This is a genomic window from Priestia megaterium, from assembly GCF_046599315.1.
Classification (GTDB): domain Bacteria; phylum Bacillota; class Bacilli; order Bacillales; family Bacillaceae_H; genus Priestia; species Priestia megaterium_F.
In genome coordinates this window covers 418,268-437,397 of sequence record NZ_JBKIKC010000001.1, presented here as the reverse complement: position 1 = coordinate 437,397, position 19,130 = coordinate 418,268, and the positions used below count along the sequence as shown (strand labels likewise).

General features: G+C 35.0%; 20 protein-coding genes and 1 pseudogene. 12 read left to right on the top strand and 9 right to left on the bottom strand.

Going from position 1 to position 19,130, the window contains the following annotated elements; genetic code table 11:
• Positions 1-74: 74 nt before the first annotated feature.
• Both ACLHDF_RS02490 and ACLHDF_RS02485 read left to right on the top strand, forming a co-directional pair.
• A complete protein-coding gene (locus ACLHDF_RS02490) occupies positions 75-299 on the top strand; it encodes a hypothetical protein (protein ID WP_413917451.1) in 225 nt (74 codons plus the stop codon).
• 157 nt (positions 300-456) lie between these two features.
• Positions 457-1,056 (top strand): nitroreductase family protein, encoded by a 600-nt coding sequence (locus ACLHDF_RS02485; protein WP_413917450.1) that lies wholly within the window; start codon positions 457-459, stop codon positions 1,054-1,056.
• Positions 1,057-2,184: 1,128 nt separating this feature from the next.
• Here ACLHDF_RS02485 and ACLHDF_RS02480 read toward each other — a convergent pair.
• Positions 2,185-3,618: an amino acid permease gene (locus ACLHDF_RS02480; RefSeq protein WP_413917449.1), complete on the bottom strand. Its 1,434-nt coding sequence runs from the start codon at positions 3,616-3,618 to the stop codon at positions 2,185-2,187.
• Between the two features lie 628 nt (positions 3,619-4,246).
• Here ACLHDF_RS02480 and hutP point away from each other — a divergent pair.
• The 5 genes from hutP to ACLHDF_RS02455 all read left to right on the top strand — a co-directional run bounded on the left by hutP (position 4,247) and on the right by ACLHDF_RS02455 (position 10,681).
• Positions 4,247-4,711 (top strand): hut operon transcriptional regulator HutP, encoded by a 465-nt coding sequence (hutP, locus tag ACLHDF_RS02475; RefSeq protein ID WP_251390162.1) that lies wholly within the window; start codon positions 4,247-4,249, stop codon positions 4,709-4,711.
• Positions 4,712-5,024: 313 nt separating this feature from the next.
• Positions 5,025-6,536 carry a histidine ammonia-lyase gene (gene hutH / locus ACLHDF_RS02470; RefSeq protein WP_413917448.1) on the top strand — a complete coding sequence of 504 codons (1,512 nt, stop codon included), beginning with the start codon at positions 5,025-5,027 and terminating at the stop codon, positions 6,534-6,536.
• Between the two features lie 216 nt (positions 6,537-6,752).
• Positions 6,753-8,411, top strand: a complete 1,659-nt coding sequence (gene hutU, locus ACLHDF_RS02465) for a urocanate hydratase (protein ID WP_413917447.1) — start codon at positions 6,753-6,755, stop codon at positions 8,409-8,411.
• Positions 8,412-8,430: 19 nt separating this feature from the next.
• Positions 8,431-9,726: an imidazolonepropionase gene (gene hutI / locus ACLHDF_RS02460; RefSeq protein WP_413917446.1), complete on the top strand. Its 1,296-nt coding sequence runs from the start codon at positions 8,431-8,433 to the stop codon at positions 9,724-9,726.
• Positions 9,701-10,681 carry an agmatinase family protein gene (locus ACLHDF_RS02455; protein WP_413917445.1) on the top strand — a complete coding sequence of 327 codons (981 nt, stop codon included), beginning with the start codon at positions 9,701-9,703 and terminating at the stop codon, positions 10,679-10,681. Before hutI ends, ACLHDF_RS02455 begins: the two co-directional genes overlap by 26 nt.
• On the opposite strand, the pseudogene ACLHDF_RS02450 reads toward ACLHDF_RS02455, so the two are convergent.
• Positions 10,672-10,779 (bottom strand): annotated as a pseudogene (locus ACLHDF_RS02450) (chitinase); the annotation flags it as partial. The gene ACLHDF_RS02455 and the pseudogene ACLHDF_RS02450 overlap by 10 nt on opposite strands.
• 67 nt (positions 10,780-10,846) lie before the next feature.
• On the opposite strand from ACLHDF_RS02450, the gene ACLHDF_RS02445 reads away from it, so the two are divergent.
• Positions 10,847-11,050 carry a hypothetical protein gene (locus ACLHDF_RS02445; protein WP_413917444.1) on the top strand — a complete coding sequence of 68 codons (204 nt, stop codon included), beginning with the start codon at positions 10,847-10,849 and terminating at the stop codon, positions 11,048-11,050.
• A 20-nt stretch (positions 11,051-11,070) separates the two neighbouring features.
• Here ACLHDF_RS02445 and ACLHDF_RS02440 read toward each other — a convergent pair whose 3' ends face one another.
• From ACLHDF_RS02440 to ACLHDF_RS02430, 3 genes are all read right to left on the bottom strand, one after another.
• Complete coding sequence (locus ACLHDF_RS02440; protein ID WP_413917443.1) at positions 11,071-11,259, bottom strand: hypothetical protein; 189 nt, start codon at positions 11,257-11,259, stop codon at positions 11,071-11,073.
• Between the two features lie 592 nt (positions 11,260-11,851).
• Entirely contained in the window at positions 11,852-12,490 is a 639-nt protein-coding gene (locus ACLHDF_RS02435; protein WP_413917442.1) for a MarC family protein, read from the bottom strand.
• Positions 12,491-12,654: 164 nt separating this feature from the next.
• On the bottom strand, positions 12,655-13,635 hold the full coding sequence (locus ACLHDF_RS02430; RefSeq protein WP_413917441.1) for an NADPH:quinone reductase: 981 nt from the start codon (positions 13,633-13,635) through the stop codon (positions 12,655-12,657).
• 129 nt (positions 13,636-13,764) lie between these two features.
• On the opposite strand from ACLHDF_RS02430, the gene ACLHDF_RS02425 reads away from it, so the two are divergent.
• From ACLHDF_RS02425 to ACLHDF_RS02415, 3 genes are all read left to right on the top strand, one after another.
• The gene (locus ACLHDF_RS02425; protein ID WP_413917440.1) at positions 13,765-13,959 is read left to right on the top strand and encodes a hypothetical protein; all 195 of its coding nucleotides are present in this window, start codon (positions 13,765-13,767) and stop codon (positions 13,957-13,959) included.
• 76 nt (positions 13,960-14,035) lie between these two features.
• Positions 14,036-14,302, top strand: coding sequence for a L,D-transpeptidase (locus ACLHDF_RS02420; protein ID WP_413917439.1), 267 nt, complete (start codon positions 14,036-14,038; stop codon positions 14,300-14,302).
• A 327-nt stretch (positions 14,303-14,629) separates the two neighbouring features.
• Positions 14,630-14,752: a hypothetical protein gene (locus ACLHDF_RS02415; RefSeq protein ID WP_413917438.1), complete on the top strand. Its 123-nt coding sequence runs from the start codon at positions 14,630-14,632 to the stop codon at positions 14,750-14,752.
• A 70-nt stretch (positions 14,753-14,822) separates the two neighbouring features.
• Here the strand turns inward: ACLHDF_RS02415 and ACLHDF_RS02410 are convergent, their stop codons facing one another.
• The 4 genes from ACLHDF_RS02410 to ACLHDF_RS02395 form a co-directional block, all read right to left on the bottom strand.
• Complete coding sequence (locus ACLHDF_RS02410; RefSeq protein WP_413917437.1) at positions 14,823-15,002, bottom strand: hypothetical protein; 180 nt, start codon at positions 15,000-15,002, stop codon at positions 14,823-14,825.
• A 659-nt stretch (positions 15,003-15,661) separates the two neighbouring features.
• The gene (locus ACLHDF_RS02405; protein WP_413917436.1) at positions 15,662-15,784 is read right to left on the bottom strand and encodes a hypothetical protein; all 123 of its coding nucleotides are present in this window, start codon (positions 15,782-15,784) and stop codon (positions 15,662-15,664) included.
• Between the two features lie 280 nt (positions 15,785-16,064).
• Positions 16,065-17,327, bottom strand: a complete 1,263-nt coding sequence (locus tag ACLHDF_RS02400; protein ID WP_413917435.1) for a glycosyl hydrolase family 18 protein — start codon at positions 17,325-17,327, stop codon at positions 16,065-16,067.
• Positions 17,328-17,678: 351 nt separating this feature from the next.
• A complete protein-coding gene (locus ACLHDF_RS02395) occupies positions 17,679-18,041 on the bottom strand; it encodes a hypothetical protein (protein ID WP_413917434.1) in 363 nt (120 codons plus the stop codon).
• Positions 18,042-18,555: 514 nt separating this feature from the next.
• Between ACLHDF_RS02395 and ACLHDF_RS02390 the strand changes: the two genes are divergently transcribed.
• A complete protein-coding gene (locus ACLHDF_RS02390; RefSeq protein ID WP_413917433.1) occupies positions 18,556-18,819 on the top strand; it encodes a hypothetical protein in 264 nt (87 codons plus the stop codon).
• Positions 18,820-19,130 lie beyond the last annotated feature (311 nt).

Below are 19,130 nucleotides of genomic sequence, written 5' to 3'. Positions count from 1 at the left end.
GTCTTTTAGGTATTAAAATAAAATAAAAAAGTACTGAAATGCTGTCTATTCTTGATGGAATCATTACTTACTTTATGGATAAGCTTAAAAAAAGAATTTGTAAAAAGGAACCAAGTTTAGAAGACTGTCGAGCTTCAAATGTAATTCTAAATGAAAAAAGTCAAAGTTTATTTAAAGGAATCTTTCCTCAATACGCAGAATTAATATCTGAGAATTTGTCTTTTATAAATAATGAGAAGAAATTACAATTAGCCAATCTTTCTAAAAAGCTCGGCCTAGGTGATAGCCAGATTAAATAATTGTTAATATTCAACGGAGTACATGGACAAATTACTTAAATACAATGAAAAAAATGTAAAAATCCAGGGAAAGAACGAATCTATACGAGGAAGTAATGTATAGGCTTCCTTAAAAAGTTTAGTTCTGGCGTATTACATTGCAGGAGGAATGATCACAATGTCAAAAGATTTTTATTCTGTTTTAAAAGAAAGACGCTCTTATTATGGAATCAATAAAGATGTACAAGTATCAAATGAAAGAATTAAGGAAATTGTAGAGTTTGCTGTAAAACACACTCCATCTGCATTTAACTCACAAACGGCACGTCTTGTCGTATTGACAGGTAAATCACACGATCAATTGTGGAATATTACCACGGAGACTTTGAGAAAAGTAGTGGGGGATAGAGATTTTACTGGAACGCAACAAAAAATGGACGCATTTAAAGGTGGTTATGGGACTGTATTATTTTTTGAAGATGAGGCAGGAGTAAAAGGTCTTCAAAAACAGTTTCCTTCCTATGCTGACAACTTCCCAATTTGGTCAAACCAAGCCTCTGGCATGCATCAATTAGTAGTATGGGCTGCGTTAGAATCAGAAGGTTTAGGAGCATCTTTACAGCACTATAACCCACTTATTGATGAAAAAGTAAAAAAAGAGTGGAATATCCCTTCTAATTGGAAGTTAATTGCCCAAATGCCGTTTGGTAATCCAATTGCACAGCCGGGGGAGAAAGAATTTCAGCCTGTTGAGGATCGTGTAAAATTCTACAACTAAAATTGAGATAAGAAAAGAATGTTCAAAAAGCCTGGTGGTAACTGTCAAACCCTCAGGTTTTTTCATTCTAATTATAAGAAACAAAAAATAGCTTACAACATATAAAATATTGTAAGCCAAAGATAGTCTGATACAAGTGATTACTTACATTTTAACAAACATATGTTCTGATGTCAATTGACAGGGAGCAAGGGACAGTGTCACTATCATTTAGCTTCGTAACAGAAAAACAAGCTTACAGCTACAGGGTTAATTGTGCCACTAAATTCAAGATCAACTATCCGTTGCCATTGTGCCTTACTCAACTCGGAAGTACGGTGAAATAAATACGTTGCCTAACGTATCTCAGAGCGATGAGTTTTCACCGTACCTTTATTATTAGAACTATAATAATTTATTATGTGTAAAAAAATTATTCTTTCATCTCAATCACTAAACGATATTCAAGCTAATGAGATAGTAAAAAGAAAAGCCGATGTGTTTCATAAAAGTTATTTTATACAAAACGTATAAGATAACACTCTTTTTGTGTTTTTAGAGAACTTTATTATGGCATTTAAATTTGGATTAAGTAGAGATACTAAGCAAAGTTTTCTTTTTCAAGGGAAACCGACGATAGCAAGAAATCGAACGTTTCTAAAGCTCTGAAATTCGCATTGAATCATCCATTATCTAGCTCCAAATAGATAACAGAATTACATTTAAAAGCTTTTTCATTTGTCATTATTAACAGTAAATATCTAAGCATCTCTTTGGTATCTACACTTCTAAAAAAGAATTTGCTGCTTTTGATCAGGTTACAGAGTTAAGATATATTTATCGCTAAAAAGAAAGATTAATTTTGTAAAATCAATATAATAATGTAAGTTTAAAATAGCTTCATTCAGATAATATAATAAATACGCCAGATATATTATAGGAGGAAGTAAAAATGGAACAAGGCAAAGTGAAATGGTTTAACGCTGAAAAAGGCTTAATGGATTAATTCTCGTATAATGTTTGTTATTGTAATTAAAAAGCAGATTCATCCAAGGACAAAATCTGCTTTAAATCAAAAAGAAGTAAAGAAAGTGTCGAGATTTACTTAATGATTCATTAAGTAAAGGAAGAATTTCATCCCTATTAGGTTTATTCCCCAGAACTTCTTCTTAATATTATTTTATCTTTTTCCTTATCTATTTTCTTATGAATACGTAGGTAATAGTAAGCATAGCATCCAATTGCAAATGGGATACCACAATATAAAGCAGCCCTGAGAGAATCAACAAAAGCCATACTAACAATGACTACTAAACAAAGTATAAAGCAGGTAATTGGAACAATAGGATACAGAGGTGTACGAAAGTTTAATTGATTAATATCATTCCCTTCCGCAATATAAGCTTTACGGAAATTTAATTGTGATAAGGCAGTTAACATCCAAACAGTGATACCAGCTAGGCCAGCAATCGATACTAAAATTAGAAAAACAGTATTAGCAGCAATGAAGCTTGTTAAGAGGGACAGACATGCTACTAAAAAAGTTACACTTAATGCACGTAAGGGAACTCCTTTTTGGCTTAATTTTGAAAAGGATTTTCCAGCAAATCCTTCGCGGCTCATAGCCCATAACATTCGTGTGGATGCATATAATCCTGAATTTGCAACTGATAAAACCGCAGTAAGAATAACAAAATTCATCACATCTGCTGCATACGGTATCCCAACATTGTCGAAAACATAAACAAATGGGCTATCCACTGATCCTGCTTTTTGCCAGGAGACTAAACTAACGAGGATAAGCATGGAAATTACATAAAAAAATACTGTTCGCCAAACTGTATTTTTAATAGCTCTAGGGATTTCCCTATGTGGATTTTCGGATTCTCCAGCTGCAATACCAATCAATTCGGTTCCTTGAAAAGAAAAAACAACTCCAATCATGGCAAAGAAAACACTACTAAATCCATTTGGAAAAAGTCCTCCATTATTCATTATGGTAGAAACACTTTGAACTGGATTTTTTGCCCCATGAGTATCAAAAAATCCAAAAATTATACCTGCCCCAATTATAATAAATAATAAAATGGTTACGATTTTAATACTTGAGAACCAAAATTCTGTTTCTGCAAAACTGCGAGTAGACAGAGAGTTAATAATAAACAAAGAAGTTCCAAAAATAGCACACCAAACCCAAACAGGAATATCAGGAAACCAGCGCTGCATTAATAATCCAGATGCTGTGAATTCAACACTTACTGTAACTGCCCAATTCAACCAGTACATCCACCCCACAGTAAAACCTGTTCCAGGTCCTATATATTTTGTTGCATAGGCTTGAAATGACCCTGTCACCGGCATGGATACGGTCAATTCACCAAGGCAAAGCATAACTAAGTACATCAGGAAACCCACAACGAGGTAAGCTAATATAGCCCCACCAGGACCAGCCTCATTGATAATATGACCTGAATTTAAAAAAAGTCCTGTTCCAATTACTCCACCGATTGAAATCATAAATAAATGTCTACTTTTCATATTTCTTTGAAGCTCATTGGATACTTCTGTTTTTTTACTATGCATGCATGTATAACCCTCTTCCTAATAGTATGATTTAATTATTTTGGGTTCTCTTTTAAACTTAAAATTTAAACGAGCAGATCGGTTCGAGATAATTTAAAATATGATTTGAATGAATATAGTTTTTTTATGATTTTTAAAATATCAAGTAAAATCTCAAAAAAATATAATCTAACTTTCTTTTCCAAGTTACTATAATTTTTCCCAATACAAAAAAACTTCGCAAAAATACTAATTTCCTTTTTGCCAAGTTCCATTCTATAAACTAATAACTAAATTGGAGTCTTGTTTTATTTACTTAACTACACCTAAATAAACTTATATAAGTAATATTTTTAAGTTTGATAGGTATTTGATCTACTCTTTTGGAGAGAACCCTATTCTAAAAAATAACATCATACCTGCTTTTTATATTTCCATCTTTTTGTTAAGATCCTCCATTAACTAAAATTTAATTCATCCACTAAAGGCTATATTATCTAGAATTTTCAGAATTATATTCAGTATATCTATCGAATAAATAGTTGTCAACGCAGAAATGTATGCGTTATCAAAAGCTAGATTGACAACTAATATACCTTTCATTATATACTAATCTAGTAATAAGGGAAGCACAAAGGGGGAACATCTTATGAGCAATCAGGTCAAACAAAAGAATAATTTTTCAATGGGTAAGTTAACTTCTTTATTAGTTCTGTTGCATAATACCGAACTGGTGAAAGAAGTTGAACAAGAACTGAATTCAAGAGGTTATAACTATACAGTTGGAAAAGTTGGGGCTATGGAGCTATCAAAAGTAGTTGCTGCCGTTGAAACAAGTGCTAAAAATAACCATATCATAAATGCTAATTCCTATAGAGAAGTCCATGCTCTTTATCATGCCATATTGGAAGCAATTCAGGGAGTAAGTAGGGGGACTTTGCAGTTAGGGGATATTTTACGTACAGTTGGTTTAACTTTTTCAATTGTCAGAGGAAATATTGACTCCTCTGGTTATGGTGGAGAATGGATTAGTGTATGTGTTTATGGGACTATAGGTGCCCCAAAAAAGGGTTTTGAACATGATGCATTAGGTTTTGGTTTTAACCATATCTAAAAAGATCTATTCAAAGTAATTTAAATAATAAAATTTTTTTTATTTTTCAAAAAACAGTTGACAAAGTATTTAGATAAAGAGATACTAGTTTCAGATACATTAGTTGCTTTAAGCTTTAGATCTTAAAGTATAGATTGGTTTAGCACTGTTAGTTATGTTTGTTTTAGATATCTAAAATTGTATTTAAAGCCCATAGTTTATTCAGTTTAGTTTATAGGGGGCTATATCAAAAAAGATTTGTTTCTTTTTTGATATAGCCCCTTTTTATGTGCAAAAACAACAAGACTTTTAAATTTAAAAAGGAGTGATTAGAATGTTTGTTCAAATAGATGGTAACTCATTAACGTATGAACAAATTCATCAAGTTATTTATGAAGGTTATTCTGTTAAAATTGGTGATCACGCGCTAGAAAATATCAAAAGAAGTAGAGCATTAGTGGAGGATAGTATTACCAATAACAAGGTAATTTACGGTGTAAACACAGGATTTGGGAAATTCAGTGACACAGTTATTTCTAAGGATGATTTAGCTGATTTACAAATCAATTTAATTCGAAGCCATGCTTGTGGGCTCGGGGAGCCATTTCCTGTAGAAGTAAGCCAAGTTATGTTACTTCTAAGAGCTAATGCATTAGCGAAAGGCTATTCAGGAATTCGGCTAGAAACACTGCAGTTGTTAATTGATTGTTTAAATCAAAATATCGTTCCAGTCATCCCTAGTCAAGGATCGCTAGGGGCAAGTGGTGATCTAGCTCCTCTATCGCACTTAGCCCTACTATTAGTTGGAGAAGGAGAAGCCGTTTTTGATGGTAAAAAAATGTCAGGTTCAGAAGCACTAAAATTAGCAGGCCTTCAACCGATCAAATTGCAAGCTAAGGAAGGGCTTGCTTTAATCAATGGAACCCAAGCTATGACTGCTGTAGGTGTGGTTGCTTATATGGAAGCTCAAAAGTTAGCTGACCTTTCAGATGGAATTGCTTCCTTAACTTTAGAAGGTCTACAAGGAATTGTTGACGCTTTCACATCAGAATCTCATTCTGTAAGACCTTACCCTGAACAGAAACAAGTGGCTGAACGAATTCTTTCTTACCTTGACGGTAGTCAATTAACCACTACTCAAGGACAAATTCGAGTTCAAGATGCGTATTCATTACGATGCATCCCTCAAGTTCATGGTGCTATTCAACAAGTCTTAAATTATGTAAAAGAAAAACTATTGATTGAGATAAACTCAGCAACAGACAATCCACTAATCTTCTCGGACAGTGGAAATGTTATTTCCGGTGGGAATTTCCATGGACAACCTATCGCTTTTGCAATGGACTTTCTTGGAATTGCAATGTCTGAAGTAGGAAGTATTTCTGAAAGACGTATCGAACGATTGGTAAATCCCCAACTAAGTGATTTACCGGCGTTTCTAAGTCCAGACCCTGGTCTTCAGTCAGGCTTAATGATTACTCAATATGCTGCTGCTTCATTAGTTTCGGAAAATAAGACATTAGCTCATCCTTCTAGTGTAGACTCTATTCCATCTTCTGCTAATCAAGAAGATCATGTGAGTATGGGAACAACTGCTGCTCGCCATGCTTATCAAATTATTCAAAATAGCAGAAGGGTTCTTGCCATTGAAGCTATCTGTGCTGCTCAGGCTGCTGATATTAGAGGTGTAAGTAAGTTAGCTCCAGAAACAACGAAACTTTATTCGAGAATTAGAAAAGTTGTTCCAACAATTACAAAAGATCGAATTTTTTCACGTGATATTGAAAAATTAGCTGCTAATTTAAAAGGGGTTGTAAAAGAAGTTAATTACGAAATGGTACGTTAATGAATGTGTGAAGTCGTTTTTATTATAAAAGTTTAGTAAAAGCTTATTGAAATATTTTGGTATAAATTTTTCTTTTTCTCAATGAGGAAGACTTAGGAAATTTTCTTTGTAAAGTAAACCCATTTGAAATATGAATAGATTATAAGCAATTATCTATAAGGATAAATTTAAAAAACAGTTTGAAATTATTTGAATCTATTTACAGGAGGAAAAAATATGACTACTGAACAAAAAGTAATTAAGGCGCCTCATGGAAAAGAATTAAATACAAAAGGTTGGGTCCAAGAAGCTGTTCTTCGTATGTTAATGAACAATTTAGATCCAGAAGTGGCAGAACATCCAGAGAAATTAGTTGTATATGGGGGAATAGGGAAGGCAGCTCGAAATTGGGATGCATTCGATCGTATCGTAGCCACTTTGAAAGATCTAGAAGAGGATGAAACACTATTAGTACAGTCTGGAAAACCAGTAGCTGTTTTCAAAACTCATAAAGATGCACCACGTGTACTCTTAGCTAACTCCAATATTGTTCCGGCCTTTGCAAATTGGGAAAAATTCCATGAACTCGATAAAAAAGGATTGATGATGTATGGGCAAATGACAGCCGGTAGCTGGATTTATATTGGAAGCCAAGGCATTGTACAAGGTACGTATGAAACATTTGCTGAATGTGCAAAACAACATTTTAATGGTAGTCTTGAAGGTACCATTACCGTAACAGCTGGATTAGGAGGCATGGGAGGCGCTCAGCCATTAGCCGTTACAATGGCAGGAGGGGTAGTCATTGGAATTGATGTTGATCGAACACGTATTGAAAAACGAATTGAAACACGATATTGTGACGTTGTATTAGAAAGCTTAGATGATGCTATTGCTTTAGCCCAAGAAGCAAGAGACTCAGGAAAAGCGCTCTCGATTGGTTTGGTTGGAAATGCAGCTGAAGTGCTTCCTCAAATGATTAAACGCGGCTTTATTCCAGACATCGTAACGGATCAAACCTCGGCACATGATCCATTAAATGGTTATCTACCAATTGGATTAACTCTATCGGAAGGAGAAACATTACGTAATCAGAATCCAGAGGAATATGTAAGAAAATCTAAGGCTAGTATGGCAGTTCATGTTCAAGCTATGTTAGATATGCAGAAAGAAGGAGCCATTGCTTTTGACTATGGAAATAATATTCGTCAAGTAGCATTAGATGAAGGCGTAAAAGACGCGTTCAACTTCCCAGGTTTTGTACCTGCTTATATCCGTCCTCAATTCTGTGAAGGAAAAGGGCCGTTCCGTTGGGTAGCTTTATCAGGTGATCCAGAAGATATTTATAAAACAGACGAAGTTATTTTACGTGAATTCTCATATAATACTCATCTTTGTAACTGGATTAAAATGGCGAGAGAAAAAATTGAATTTCAAGGATTACCGGCGCGTATCTGTTGGTTAGGATATGGAGAACGTGCACGATTTGGAAAAATTATCAATGAAATGGTTGCATCTGGAGAACTTTCAGCCCCTATTGTTATTGGTAGAGATCATTTAGACGCAGGATCTGTTGCTTCGCCAAACCGTGAAACAGAAGCGATGAGAGATGGCAGTGATGCTGTAGCAGATTGGCCTATTTTAAATGCACTAGTTAATACAGCTGCAGGGGCAAGTTGGGTATCCGTCCACCACGGTGGTGGCGTAGGTATGGGATATTCTCTTCATGCAGGTATGGTTGTAGTAGCAGATGGCACGGAAGATGCAGCTAAACGTCTTGAACGCGTATTAACAACAGACCCTGGTATGGGCGTTGTTCGTCATTTAGATGCAGGCTATGAACTAGCAATCAAAACAGCCAAAGAAAAAGGCATGAACATTCCAACATTAAACTAAAGGAAACGGAGTGAGCATTATGTCATCTATTACGTATATTAAACGTGCCTCACAACTGATTACAGTTAGAGGTGGAAGTAAAGAACCAAAACGCGCTCAAGATATGTCCGATATCGGTATTATCGAACATGGCAGTGTTGTAGTGGAAAATGGAATGATTACATTTGTTGGATCAGATGTTGAAGCAGAACGATATGTCCAGACTTTAAATGGACATATCAATACGATTGATGCTTCAGGAAAAATTGTTACTCCAGGTCTAATCGATGCTCATACTCATATTGTGTTTGGGGGAAGTCGTGAAAAAGAGCTAGAGATGCGATTAAACGGAGCTAAATATATTGATATTCTAAAGGCAGGCGGAGGAATTCTCCAAACAACAACAAGTACAAGAGAAGCTACAGAAGAGCAATTGATTCAAGAAACCTCCAAACGCCTGAATCGTTTTCTACAATATGGAGTTACGACGGTTGAAGCGAAAAGTGGATATGGTTTGACACTGGAAGATGAATTGAAACAGTTACGAGCAGCAAAAAAGCTCGATGAAAGGCATCCTATAGATTTAGTTTCTACTTTCATGGGAGCTCATGCTGTTCCAGTTGAATATAAAGAAAAACCAGACGAATTTGTTCGTTTAGTGATAGAGGAAATGATTCCAAGAGTAGCAGAAGAAAATTTGGCTGAGTTTTGCGATGTTTTTTGTGAAGAAGGAGTTTTTACAATTCAACAGTCGGAGCAAATTCTTGAGGCAGGAAAAGTCTACGGATTAAAGCCAAAAATACATGCAGATGAAATTGTTCAATTTGGCGGTGCAGAGCTTGCAGCCAAGGTGGGAGCTGTTTCGGCCGATCATTTATTACAAGCATCGGATGAAGGTATTAAACAAATGGCGAAAAGTGGTGTTATTGCAGTCTTGTTACCAGGTACAGCGTTCTTTTTAATGGAGAAGCCTGCGAATGCAAGAAAGATGATTGAAGCTGGAGTTCCGGTTGCCCTTTCAACTGATCGTAATCCAGGGTCATCACCTACTGAATCGTTACCTTTTATTATGAATCTAGCGTGTCTTACGATGAAGATGACGCCAGCGGAAGTTCTAACAGCATGTACAATTAATGCAGCTCATGCCATTGGAAGAGCTGATGAAGTGGGAAGTATCGAAGTAGGAAAGAAAGGGGACCTTGTTTTATTTGATGCACCGAATTATCAAACGTTGCAGTATAACTATGCAGTGAACCTTGTAGATACTGTCATTAAAAAAGGACAAGTGATTGTGGAAGGTGGGGCTTTACGTGACGTACCCGTACCCACAACTTAATCGTCCCTCTTTTCATTGGGAAAGACAGCGTTCAACTGAACCTAAGGTAAGTGATTGGATCGAGACTTTTGAAGTCCAAGATGAAATAGATTTTCAAGCTGTAGATGTAACCGTTCTGGGAGTCCCTCTTTCCAGATCTTCTATTAGTGCATCAGGAGCAAGTGAAACTCCCCTTGCCATGAGACAACTATGGAAATCGTTTAATCCGTATCATATTGAATATGATACGGATTTGACCCCCTTATCGGTTTTAGATTTAGGCGATGTCAAACAGCATGTAACAGATATTTCACTTTCTCATCAGTATATTAAAGAAGCCATGATTTCAATGCGGAAATATCACCCTCATACACTGCCTGTCATGTTAGGGGGAGATCATTCGATTACGGCTATGTTAATAAAAGGCTGGAAAGAGTCGCATCCAGAACAACGTATAGGAATTCTTCAATTCGATACACATTTTGATTTACGCAGTTTAGAAGATAACGGACCATCAAATGGAACACCAATTCGAAACCTGATTGAGAGTGGTACGGTTGAAGGCAAAAACGTTTGGAATATTGGCCTGCATGGGTTTTATAACTCCAAATCTCTCAAAGAGTATGCAGATACCCACAAGGTTAATTATGTGACCTTACTTCAGGCCAGAAAAACAGGGATTTCTTGTATAGTTGAAAGAGCCTTAGCTGATTTAGCCAAGAAAGTGGATGTCATCTATCTAACAGTAGACATGGATGTTCTTGATGTGGCTTATGCCCCTGGTGTACCAGCAGGAACAACAGGAGGAATGAGAACAGATGAATTATTTGAAGCGATATATATTGCTGGTTCACATCCATTAGTCCAAGCAATGGATATTGTATGTTTAGACTCTCTACGTGATAAAAGTGGAATGACTGTTAAAGCAGGAGTACATGTATTTTTAACCTTTCTAACAGGTTTTTTAAATAGGTAATTCTCATCATTACTCTGTGTCAGCCATTGATTCATTTCGTGAACCCAAAGCCCATCGCCGCCTTGATTATATAATTGAGTGCAAACTAAATTATAATACCAATTATAGATACAAAAAAGCTTAGTCCTTAGTTAAAAGATCAAGCTGTTTGTGTAAGTCGAAGAAGTGATTGCATGGGCAAAAAACGAAAAAGATATTAATACAGATAAAGTGATACTTTTGGGAGCAAGTCAGGCAGGATGGGTTATTCCTAAAGTGCTCGTTAATCGTAATGATATCACAGCTTCCATATTGGTGGCACCAGCTATCAATTGGTTGCGTCAGGGCAAATATCCTAGCTGCCATAATCAGCGTTATAAGAACTCATAAAAAAAGAGAAGATCTTATTTCTAATCTTCTCTTTTTCTATATTTCGACTGTTCCTCTTTATAAATGAAATTCATTATTAAACAAAATCCTGCTAGAAGCCAACCAATAATAGGGGAATAAATAAAAACATTTGTTAATAATAATCCTCCACAAATAGAGATCACCGAAAATATTAATAAAAAAACGTTAGTACCTTCATTTTTATTCATATAAAACACCTCTCTAAGTAATCAACTAAGTGAAAAAATAAAAACTTTTGAAAGAATTCCATAACATTTCCTAGCTTCTAAGAAATATTCCTCAAGCAAAAAAGGACATTTCTTTTATGCCCTGTTTCCTCGTATCAGCCCCACCTACGCTAAATACTATGACAGCCACTCATGCCATCCAACCTAATTTCATTATAAATGAAAGCGATTACAAAGTAAAGTGATTAGTATAAATATTCTGTCTATTAATTTTGTATACTTTGAATGATGTCAAATATCATAAGCAAACCAATTACATATAAAGTTCCTAAAAGAACAATCACCCTCTGACAAATCAGGTAGTTTTTTTCTTTTTAAAATGGATATGATAAAACAATCATAGTTAACATCGTGTCTCTTTCTGGAAACAAAAAAGTAAAAGAACCCTTGGGAAAGTATGGCTTCCGCCAAGGATTCTTTTATCAGAGTATGCAGCTTTTTATACATCGTTGATATGCCTACGCTTTTTGGGTAGTTGAAAGAAACGAGAATATATAAAAAGCACCTCTTTCATAGGTATGCTCGTTCCGATAAGAATAGTCTTCTTGAATGATTACAGATGGGGAAATAACCCGTGGACACCTTCTGCGATCATCTGTATGGCCATTACCGCCAGTATTAATCCCATTAACCTTGAAATAACATTTAAACCATTGTGTCCGAGCTTGTTGATAATAGATGTAGAATAATAGAAAAGGAGAAAAGTAACTCCTAATATAAGGGTGTAGCTGATGAGTACACTTCCTAGATTTATTACCGAATAAGAACTATGAGACATGACTGTCGCAATTGTTCCAGGTCCCGCCATAATCGGAAGAGCAAGGGGAGTGATGGAAATATCATTTTGAGAAGCTGCGGCTTTTTGTTCATGCGAATGAGGGCTTTGAGCATTAGAAGGTTTAGCATGAAGCAAGCTATATGCAATGCCAAAGATTAAGATTCCTCCAGCCACACGAAAAGCATGTATGGTAATTCCAAATGCGGAAAAGATAAAACTTCCTAAAAGTAAAAATAATGTAAGAATAATAAAAGAGATAAAGACAGCCTTCCTTGCACTATGGCGCCTTTCTTGAAGGGAATAATCGTTCGTAAGGGTAATGAAAATAGGTATGTTTCCTAATGGATTCATAACAGCAAAAAATGAGATAGTAAGTTTAAGAATTAAAGCTAACACAGTAAAAACTCCTTTCATCTTAATAGTACAAAGAATACCCGTTTAGCTTACTTCTTTAACCTATCCACCTATATTTTCACTTTTTAATAGAAAAAAGGACCCTATAAGGTCCTTGTAGTATTTACTTAGTTGACTCATGTAGCCTTTAATTTAAGTGAATGCCTTAAATTTGTGTAGATTAATTAATCAATTATCAAAACAAGTTTACCATTTCCTATACCTTTTTCTAGCTGTTCAAAGCCCTGCGATACTTGCTGGAGTGGCAAAGTTGTACCAATAATCGGACGAAGTGCACCACTTGTTAGCATGCCAATTACACCGTGAATACTTTGTTCATATTCATCCTTTGGTGCATTCCAAAGAGCTGTTGCTAAAATATCACATTCCTTTTGCATTGCAAGACGTGGGTTTATGTCTATTGAACCACGGTTTCCAACAATTACAATTTTACCAAAGGGTGCAATCAGCTTCAAATCTGTTTCTAAATTCTTATTTGCTAAAAACTCAATAATTACATCAGGTCCATCGCCATCCATTAAGGCAAGAGCATCTTCAATCGTTGCTTCTGTCACATGATCAATAACATAATCTGCACCAGCCTGCTGAACCATTTTTTTACCCTCTGGCTTGCTTGCTGTTCCAATTACTTTAGCACCGTGAGATTTCGCCATTTGTACGACCTGTAATCCAACTCCGCCACTGGCTCCATGAATAAATACGGTCTGACCAGGCTTTAGACAAGCACGTTGAAATAGTGCACGATATGCGGTTAATGCCGGTACCCCTAATGCCGCACCTTGTTCAAAAGATACATGGCATGGTAATGGATGCACCAACGTTGCATCACATACTACTTTTTGTGCAAATGTGCCTGTACTTTTACTTCCCATTAAAGACGCAATAAATACACGATCACCAACGCGAACATTTGTGACTTCTTCTCCAATCGCCTCCACAATCCCTGCACCATCTAAGCCTGGTGTATAAGGCAACTGAGGTATACAAAACGCATATGTACCTGATAATGTATAAGTATCACTTGGATTGACGCCCGCCGCATACAAACGAACACATACTTCTCCCTTTTCTGCTACTACATCCTTAACATCTGTAAATACTAATTTCTCAGGTCCACCAAATTGTGTAACTTGAATTGATTTCATGTTCCAAACCTCCTTGTTAATTATTATATATCGAAGGGTTAGAAATTACAGTAGTATCAAGCTTTGAATTATTAACTTCCAATTAGGAGGTGATTCTTTCGTTTCTTATAAAAGTATAAAAAGAGGAAAGTGTTTAAGAAATTACTGAACGTTCTTACGCTATTAATGGGCGCATTGTGTGAAGTTAATGGAGTGAAAATAGAAGCAGCAAGCAAAACAACGAATAATGATTTAATCATTATCAATAAGTACTATAACAAGCTTGCTTATTTTCATAATGGCTATATTGAAATCGTTGATCCAGTGGCAACGGGGAAAACATGAGACAAAACACCAGTTGGCTTTTTTAAAGTAGTGAATAAGGTTAAAAACCGTCCTTATTATAGTACGGCATATTCCCGTGGGCAATCCTCATAATCTGTTAGGAAAACGTTGTTTAGAATTAAATGCAAACGGTATGTATGGTGCTACATACGGCATTCATGGTAACAACAATGAATGCAGCATTGGAAAATACGTGAGTCAAGGTTGTGTCAGAATGCATAATGCAGATATTGAAAAGCTTTATGATAAAGTTCAAGTAGGCACACCGGTTGTGATTACGGATTCATATAAGAGGTTTGGCGATTTGACGAGCGTGTATGGCTATAAATTCAAGGGTAGTTAAAGGTTAATTAATAACTAAGCAATATTCCATATTTTATTACAGAATGTTGCTTCTTTTGTGACTAATGTGTCGGTAAGACTACAACATATGTCATTTTCTATACAGGAGCGTATCAAAGGTTATAGGTCATCATTCTCATGTTATACTATTGATTAATGACAAAACATTGTATATGCAGCATGTTTTGTTCATTTTCTGCTGAGGCCAAATAATTGTTATTGTTTGGCCTTTTTATTTTACAGGAAAACCATAAGAAAAGTAAAAAGGTTGTTTTCTCATGGCTTTCTAAAAATCCACATCCCAATTAACATAGGGATAACCATCAGCATGCCAACCGTTAAAGTAGGCATAGGGAATTTTGGAGTAAAGATGGCACCTATTTCTCCTAAAAATCCTCCTATGAGAAAGGGAATGGCTGTAGTAGTCTTATTTGCATTTGGTTTTGCATAATACCATGCATTCCACACATAATAAACATAAAATCCAGGATAAAATAGCATATATTCAAAATTAGTTTCATCTATGGCTTGACGTGACGGTGTAATTCATTAAAATCAAGGTAAATGGCTTGATTTACATGGCCAAACGTGTTATTAAAATGTTCAGCTATGAGAAAAATAACTCCTTTACCAAACTGATGATTATATATCTGCCCAAAACCAGGCATAAGCATGGAGAAAAAAGCTGCAATGTTCCTCATATAATCTCCTAATATAGAATCACTTTTTATTTGTAATATTATCCATATTGTCGCTCTTTTTTATTCATTGATAACATTATTATTAATATTTTTTATAGAGTGAGTAATATCAAAGGTTAATAGGGGAAATAAAGAGGGTCTCTAAATTATATCTCTATACATAGTTAATCATTTTCAGAAGAGACTTTCCCCATAGTTATCCCTTACAAGCAGGATGAAAACTTTGTTTTAAAAATCATTTCTCGGAGGTAGAATCCTCTCTAAAAACCATCTAACGACTAATGAGATGAGGGCAAAGCCAATAAGAGAAACCCAATGTGAAAAATGATGATTTCGATACATATCTGCCCATTCAAATATTGGTTCAATTACATACGAAAATAAAAATGAAACGATGATAATATATCCAATATAGCTTTTCCATGTATGTTTATAGTAATAGACCAAGCTAAATATAACCGGAATAATCGTTAAATCTGCAGGAAATAAAGGAGGAACCATAAAAAGTAATTTTATGGGGTATCCTTATAATAAAATATCAGCTCCAATGACATCCAAAACACTTGATATAATACCTATTAATAGTGCAAATCCTAGCACGTGTAGACGATATTGTTTTTTAACAAGACGTCCCCATATAAATCAAGGTAAAATAGTGGCTATAAGCAGAATCCACCATTGCCAGGTAAATAAATTGTCATGTCATGAAGCCAATATTGATAGCCAATCTCCTTTAATTCATGTCGAACTTTTTGTACATCATCATAAGAGGGCTGGATCACAACTATAAGTTCTCCTCTCTATATACGCTAAAAAATGTTATTTACTTTTATCTTTCCAAAAGCTCTTAGGATTATAAATTTTTATAATTTGAACAAACTACCCAAGAAGCTGCTGTAAGGTTTCAATGCTTTAATCAAATAAATGTAGCAGAAAAAACTCCCTCTCGCCTGTGGAGTTTTTTCTGTTTTTAAGCTGTATATGATATAAAGCTTTAGTTAACATAAAACATTTTATAGGAAATGAAAAGGCCTTTAGATTAACCATATTTACTATTATTATTTATACCTTTCTAATAGTGAAAAATTTTCTTAAAAGCCAAGGTCCTGGTGTAAACCCAAGTGTTAGTTGCCAAGCCCCTATTGCTTGTAAACCAAATTTACGAACTAATACCATTTTTTCACTCATACTTCTTACATCTTCAAACCATACTTCATGTGTCTGTCCAGCCTGATCTCTATATCGAAAAAATGGCGATTTATATTCCTTTGAATATTGTATAGATGACTGATACCTCATTGCCGTTTTAATTGCATCTTGATTAGATATAGCCGATGCGACTGTACCTGGTTTATAGGGAACCGACCAATTATATCCGTATAAGGGAACGCCAATTATAAGTTTTCTTCGTGGTACACTTTCTATAGCAAATTCTATTGTTCTCCTTACCTCAGTAATTGGTGCGACTGGCCCTGGCTCGCTACCTGCATGATGCCAGTCATATGCCATAATGAACATATAATTGACAACGGCACCTATACCTCCATAATCATATCCCCTTAACCAAGAAATATCCTCACTTGTTTTAGCTGGAACAGCTATTGTCAGAACATATCCAGAAGGTCTTAAACGCTCCCCTAATTGACGTAAAAATCCTGTGAAAAGATCTCTATCCTCAGCCCTTACACGTTCGAAATCAATATTTACTCCACCATATCCTTTTCTAGATACTAAATAAAAGATATTATCGACAAGATTCCTTCTTGCTGTCGGATTATTTAAAACTTGATGAGCAAGATCAGGACTAAATCCCCCTGCAGTTAGATTAGTAATAGTAGCTAATGGTGTAACCCGGTTCCTCCAAGTAGTTTCAATCGCCACTAAATCGTTTAAATCATTTACTATATCCCCGTTATTTCCAAAATGATATTCAAAAATGGCAATAGAAGAGGAATAAGTGGCGAAATCATTAATTAAATTTCGATCCAAGTCTGGACTTCGAACGGCATAATATTGCAATGTACCTGCAATATAGTTCGATATATCAGGGATTCTGATTTTCATCCCTACCTGCAAATGGTTAGGATGTATAGAAGGATTAGCTCTCTTCAATTGTTCTAAAGATACATAAGCTTTTTTAGCAATATCATTAATTGTATCATTAGGTTGAACTGTATATATATAAAGGGGTATGAGCAACGCTTGACCTGGAACAATATTCGTTTCCTCTAAACCATTCACACTTCGTAACTGATTGATAGAGGAACCATATCTGTTACTTATTAAGAATAGAGTTTCACCAGGTTGAACTACATGAACAAACATATTTGCCCCTCCTACTTATCTTTTATTCACCCATGTTTTGTTACATAATAACTTTAAAAAACCCATTGAGTAAATATATATAGATACAAGCTTGTCTATATAACCTATTTAAAGAATGCTGGACATACATTTTCCTTTTATATGCCTCGTTCATAATGAATAAATCTGATGATTTCGAATAAACTACCCATGATGCCGCAACGCATCAACCTATGTGATAATTCTTGTAGCAGAAAAAACTCCCTGCCATCCAGGGAGTTTTTTCTTTTTTAAGCTGTATATCGTATACAAGGTTAGTTAACATAATTCCAAATATCGGAAGTAATAATCTCATAGAAACGACAATATTGCTTATAAGTCCCTTATACGTTTTTTAATATCTGCTGCCACGCTAGTGGGATCATCAATTTCAAAAAAGACATACTTGTATCTTTCATGTCCTTCAAGTTCAATCATCACAAGGGGTACTCTGTTTTCATAAGAAAGAAAATACCATTCATCGGCGTATTTAAAACTTCCCTCAAAAATATTAAGAGAAGAAATTGATGTTCCAGGCATACGAAGCATCCATTTGGGAGCATCAAAATAGTCAACATATACATTTTTGATAGTGCTATAGGGCATTTTTAATTCGGACTTTAATGCAAAGAATCTTGTTATTCCCTTTAATTTTAGAATCATACCTTCATCATTAAGCTGTACTTCTTTTCTCATAATTCTTCTCCCCTAACTTTATTAATTAAATTCAGTTTTCTAAATTTACACCTATAATTAAGACGATTTATTTCATCAAAACGTTCATTATTAATTATTTTTTCTTTTGCATATTGTATTCATTTCTAGTTTACATAACATCTCTTTCCGGTACACATTAAAAAAAAGAACCCTTGCGGCAGTAGGGTTCAGCTAAGGGTTCTTTTTCCGGAGTATGCAGCTTTTTATACATCGTTGATATGACTACGTTTTCTCAGTAGGTGGTTGAGAAACTAATGTATAAGAAGTGCACCTTTTATACATATGCCCAATCGGAAAAATATAGTCTTTACAGAAAAATATGTTATTATTTATTTACTAATATTTCTACCTTATGATAAATATTAGCTGTAAAAAGCAACCTCGCTTGCCAATTGTAGAGGTTGCTTTTTATTTTGGTTTTTATAATAAGAGTTATGGTACCTATAGAGTATAATTATGTAGTATTTTTAATGGATTTAGGAGCGTGTAATGATTGAATTCTTGGAGAGTAACAAAGTATAACCCTTTACATAGAAACACCGAGGGAAGTTACCTTTATGATGATTGGACTTCTTTTCATGAAGTAGGAAACAAGGTGAGCTTATCCAATTATTTAAGGATAGAAGAAGCTTATATTCACGCGATTGAAGCTTTTATGAACGATATGAACATTAATACCGTTTATGTACATGCTTTAGAGCTCTCTTCAAACGAAATACAGAACCAACATGTATCTGACTTCGCGTCAAACCTATAGATTGGAAAAGGTATTTCAATTGAAGAAGTTAAAGAATTAGCTAAACTAACTCTACGGGAGGCAGTTTGGTGTAAATTAGGGATTAAAAATCTCTTCTTTGTTCATTTTGGATACGACTATTATATGTATATAGGGGCAAATAGCAATTGCCACGGAGCTCGTAAAAACGTTGAATCATTGGGTTTATATGTAGAAGAATTCGAATCACCTTATTAAAATAATTTATATCTATACTCGGCACTTTGTTTGTTAAGTGGGCCAAAGAAAGTTGTAGTCAGTTAGTTATTTTAGGAGCTCAGAGCTGATAGGGA

What these genes read in the sequence shown, in the direction of transcription:
- ACLHDF_RS02490 (WP_413917451.1), top strand. Translation starts at nt 75, where the DNA reads ATGGATAAGCTTAAAAAAAGAATTTGTAAAAAGGAACCAAGTTTAGAA.
- ACLHDF_RS02485 (WP_413917450.1), top strand. Translation starts at nt 457, where the DNA reads ATGTCAAAAGATTTTTATTCTGTTTTAAAAGAAAGACGCTCTTATTAT.
- ACLHDF_RS02480 (WP_413917449.1), bottom strand. Translation starts at nt 3,618, where the DNA reads ATGCATAGTAAAAAAACAGAAGTATCCAATGAGCTTCAAAGAAATATG.
- hutP (WP_251390162.1), top strand. Translation starts at nt 4,247, where the DNA reads ATGAGCAATCAGGTCAAACAAAAGAATAATTTTTCAATGGGTAAGTTA.
- hutH (WP_413917448.1), top strand. Translation starts at nt 5,025, where the DNA reads ATGTTTGTTCAAATAGATGGTAACTCATTAACGTATGAACAAATTCAT.
- hutU (WP_413917447.1), top strand. Translation starts at nt 6,753, where the DNA reads ATGACTACTGAACAAAAAGTAATTAAGGCGCCTCATGGAAAAGAATTA.
- hutI (WP_413917446.1), top strand. Translation starts at nt 8,431, where the DNA reads ATGTCATCTATTACGTATATTAAACGTGCCTCACAACTGATTACAGTT.
- ACLHDF_RS02440 (WP_413917443.1), bottom strand. Translation starts at nt 11,259, where the DNA reads ATGAATAAAAATGAAGGTACTAACGTTTTTTTATTAATATTTTCGGTG.
- ACLHDF_RS02435 (WP_413917442.1), bottom strand. Translation starts at nt 12,490, where the DNA reads ATGAAAGGAGTTTTTACTGTGTTAGCTTTAATTCTTAAACTTACTATC.
- ACLHDF_RS02430 (WP_413917441.1), bottom strand. Translation starts at nt 13,635, where the DNA reads ATGAAATCAATTCAAGTTACACAATTTGGTGGACCTGAGAAATTAGTA.
- ACLHDF_RS02415 (WP_413917438.1), top strand. Translation starts at nt 14,630, where the DNA reads ATGCCAACCGTTAAAGTAGGCATAGGGAATTTTGGAGTAAAGATGGCA.
- ACLHDF_RS02410 (WP_413917437.1), bottom strand. Translation starts at nt 15,002, where the DNA reads ATGAGGAACATTGCAGCTTTTTTCTCCATGCTTATGCCTGGTTTTGGG.
- ACLHDF_RS02400 (WP_413917435.1), bottom strand. Translation starts at nt 17,327, where the DNA reads ATGTTTGTTCATGTAGTTCAACCTGGTGAAACTCTATTCTTAATAAGT.
- ACLHDF_RS02395 (WP_413917434.1), bottom strand. Translation starts at nt 18,041, where the DNA reads ATGAGAAAAGAAGTACAGCTTAATGATGAAGGTATGATTCTAAAATTA.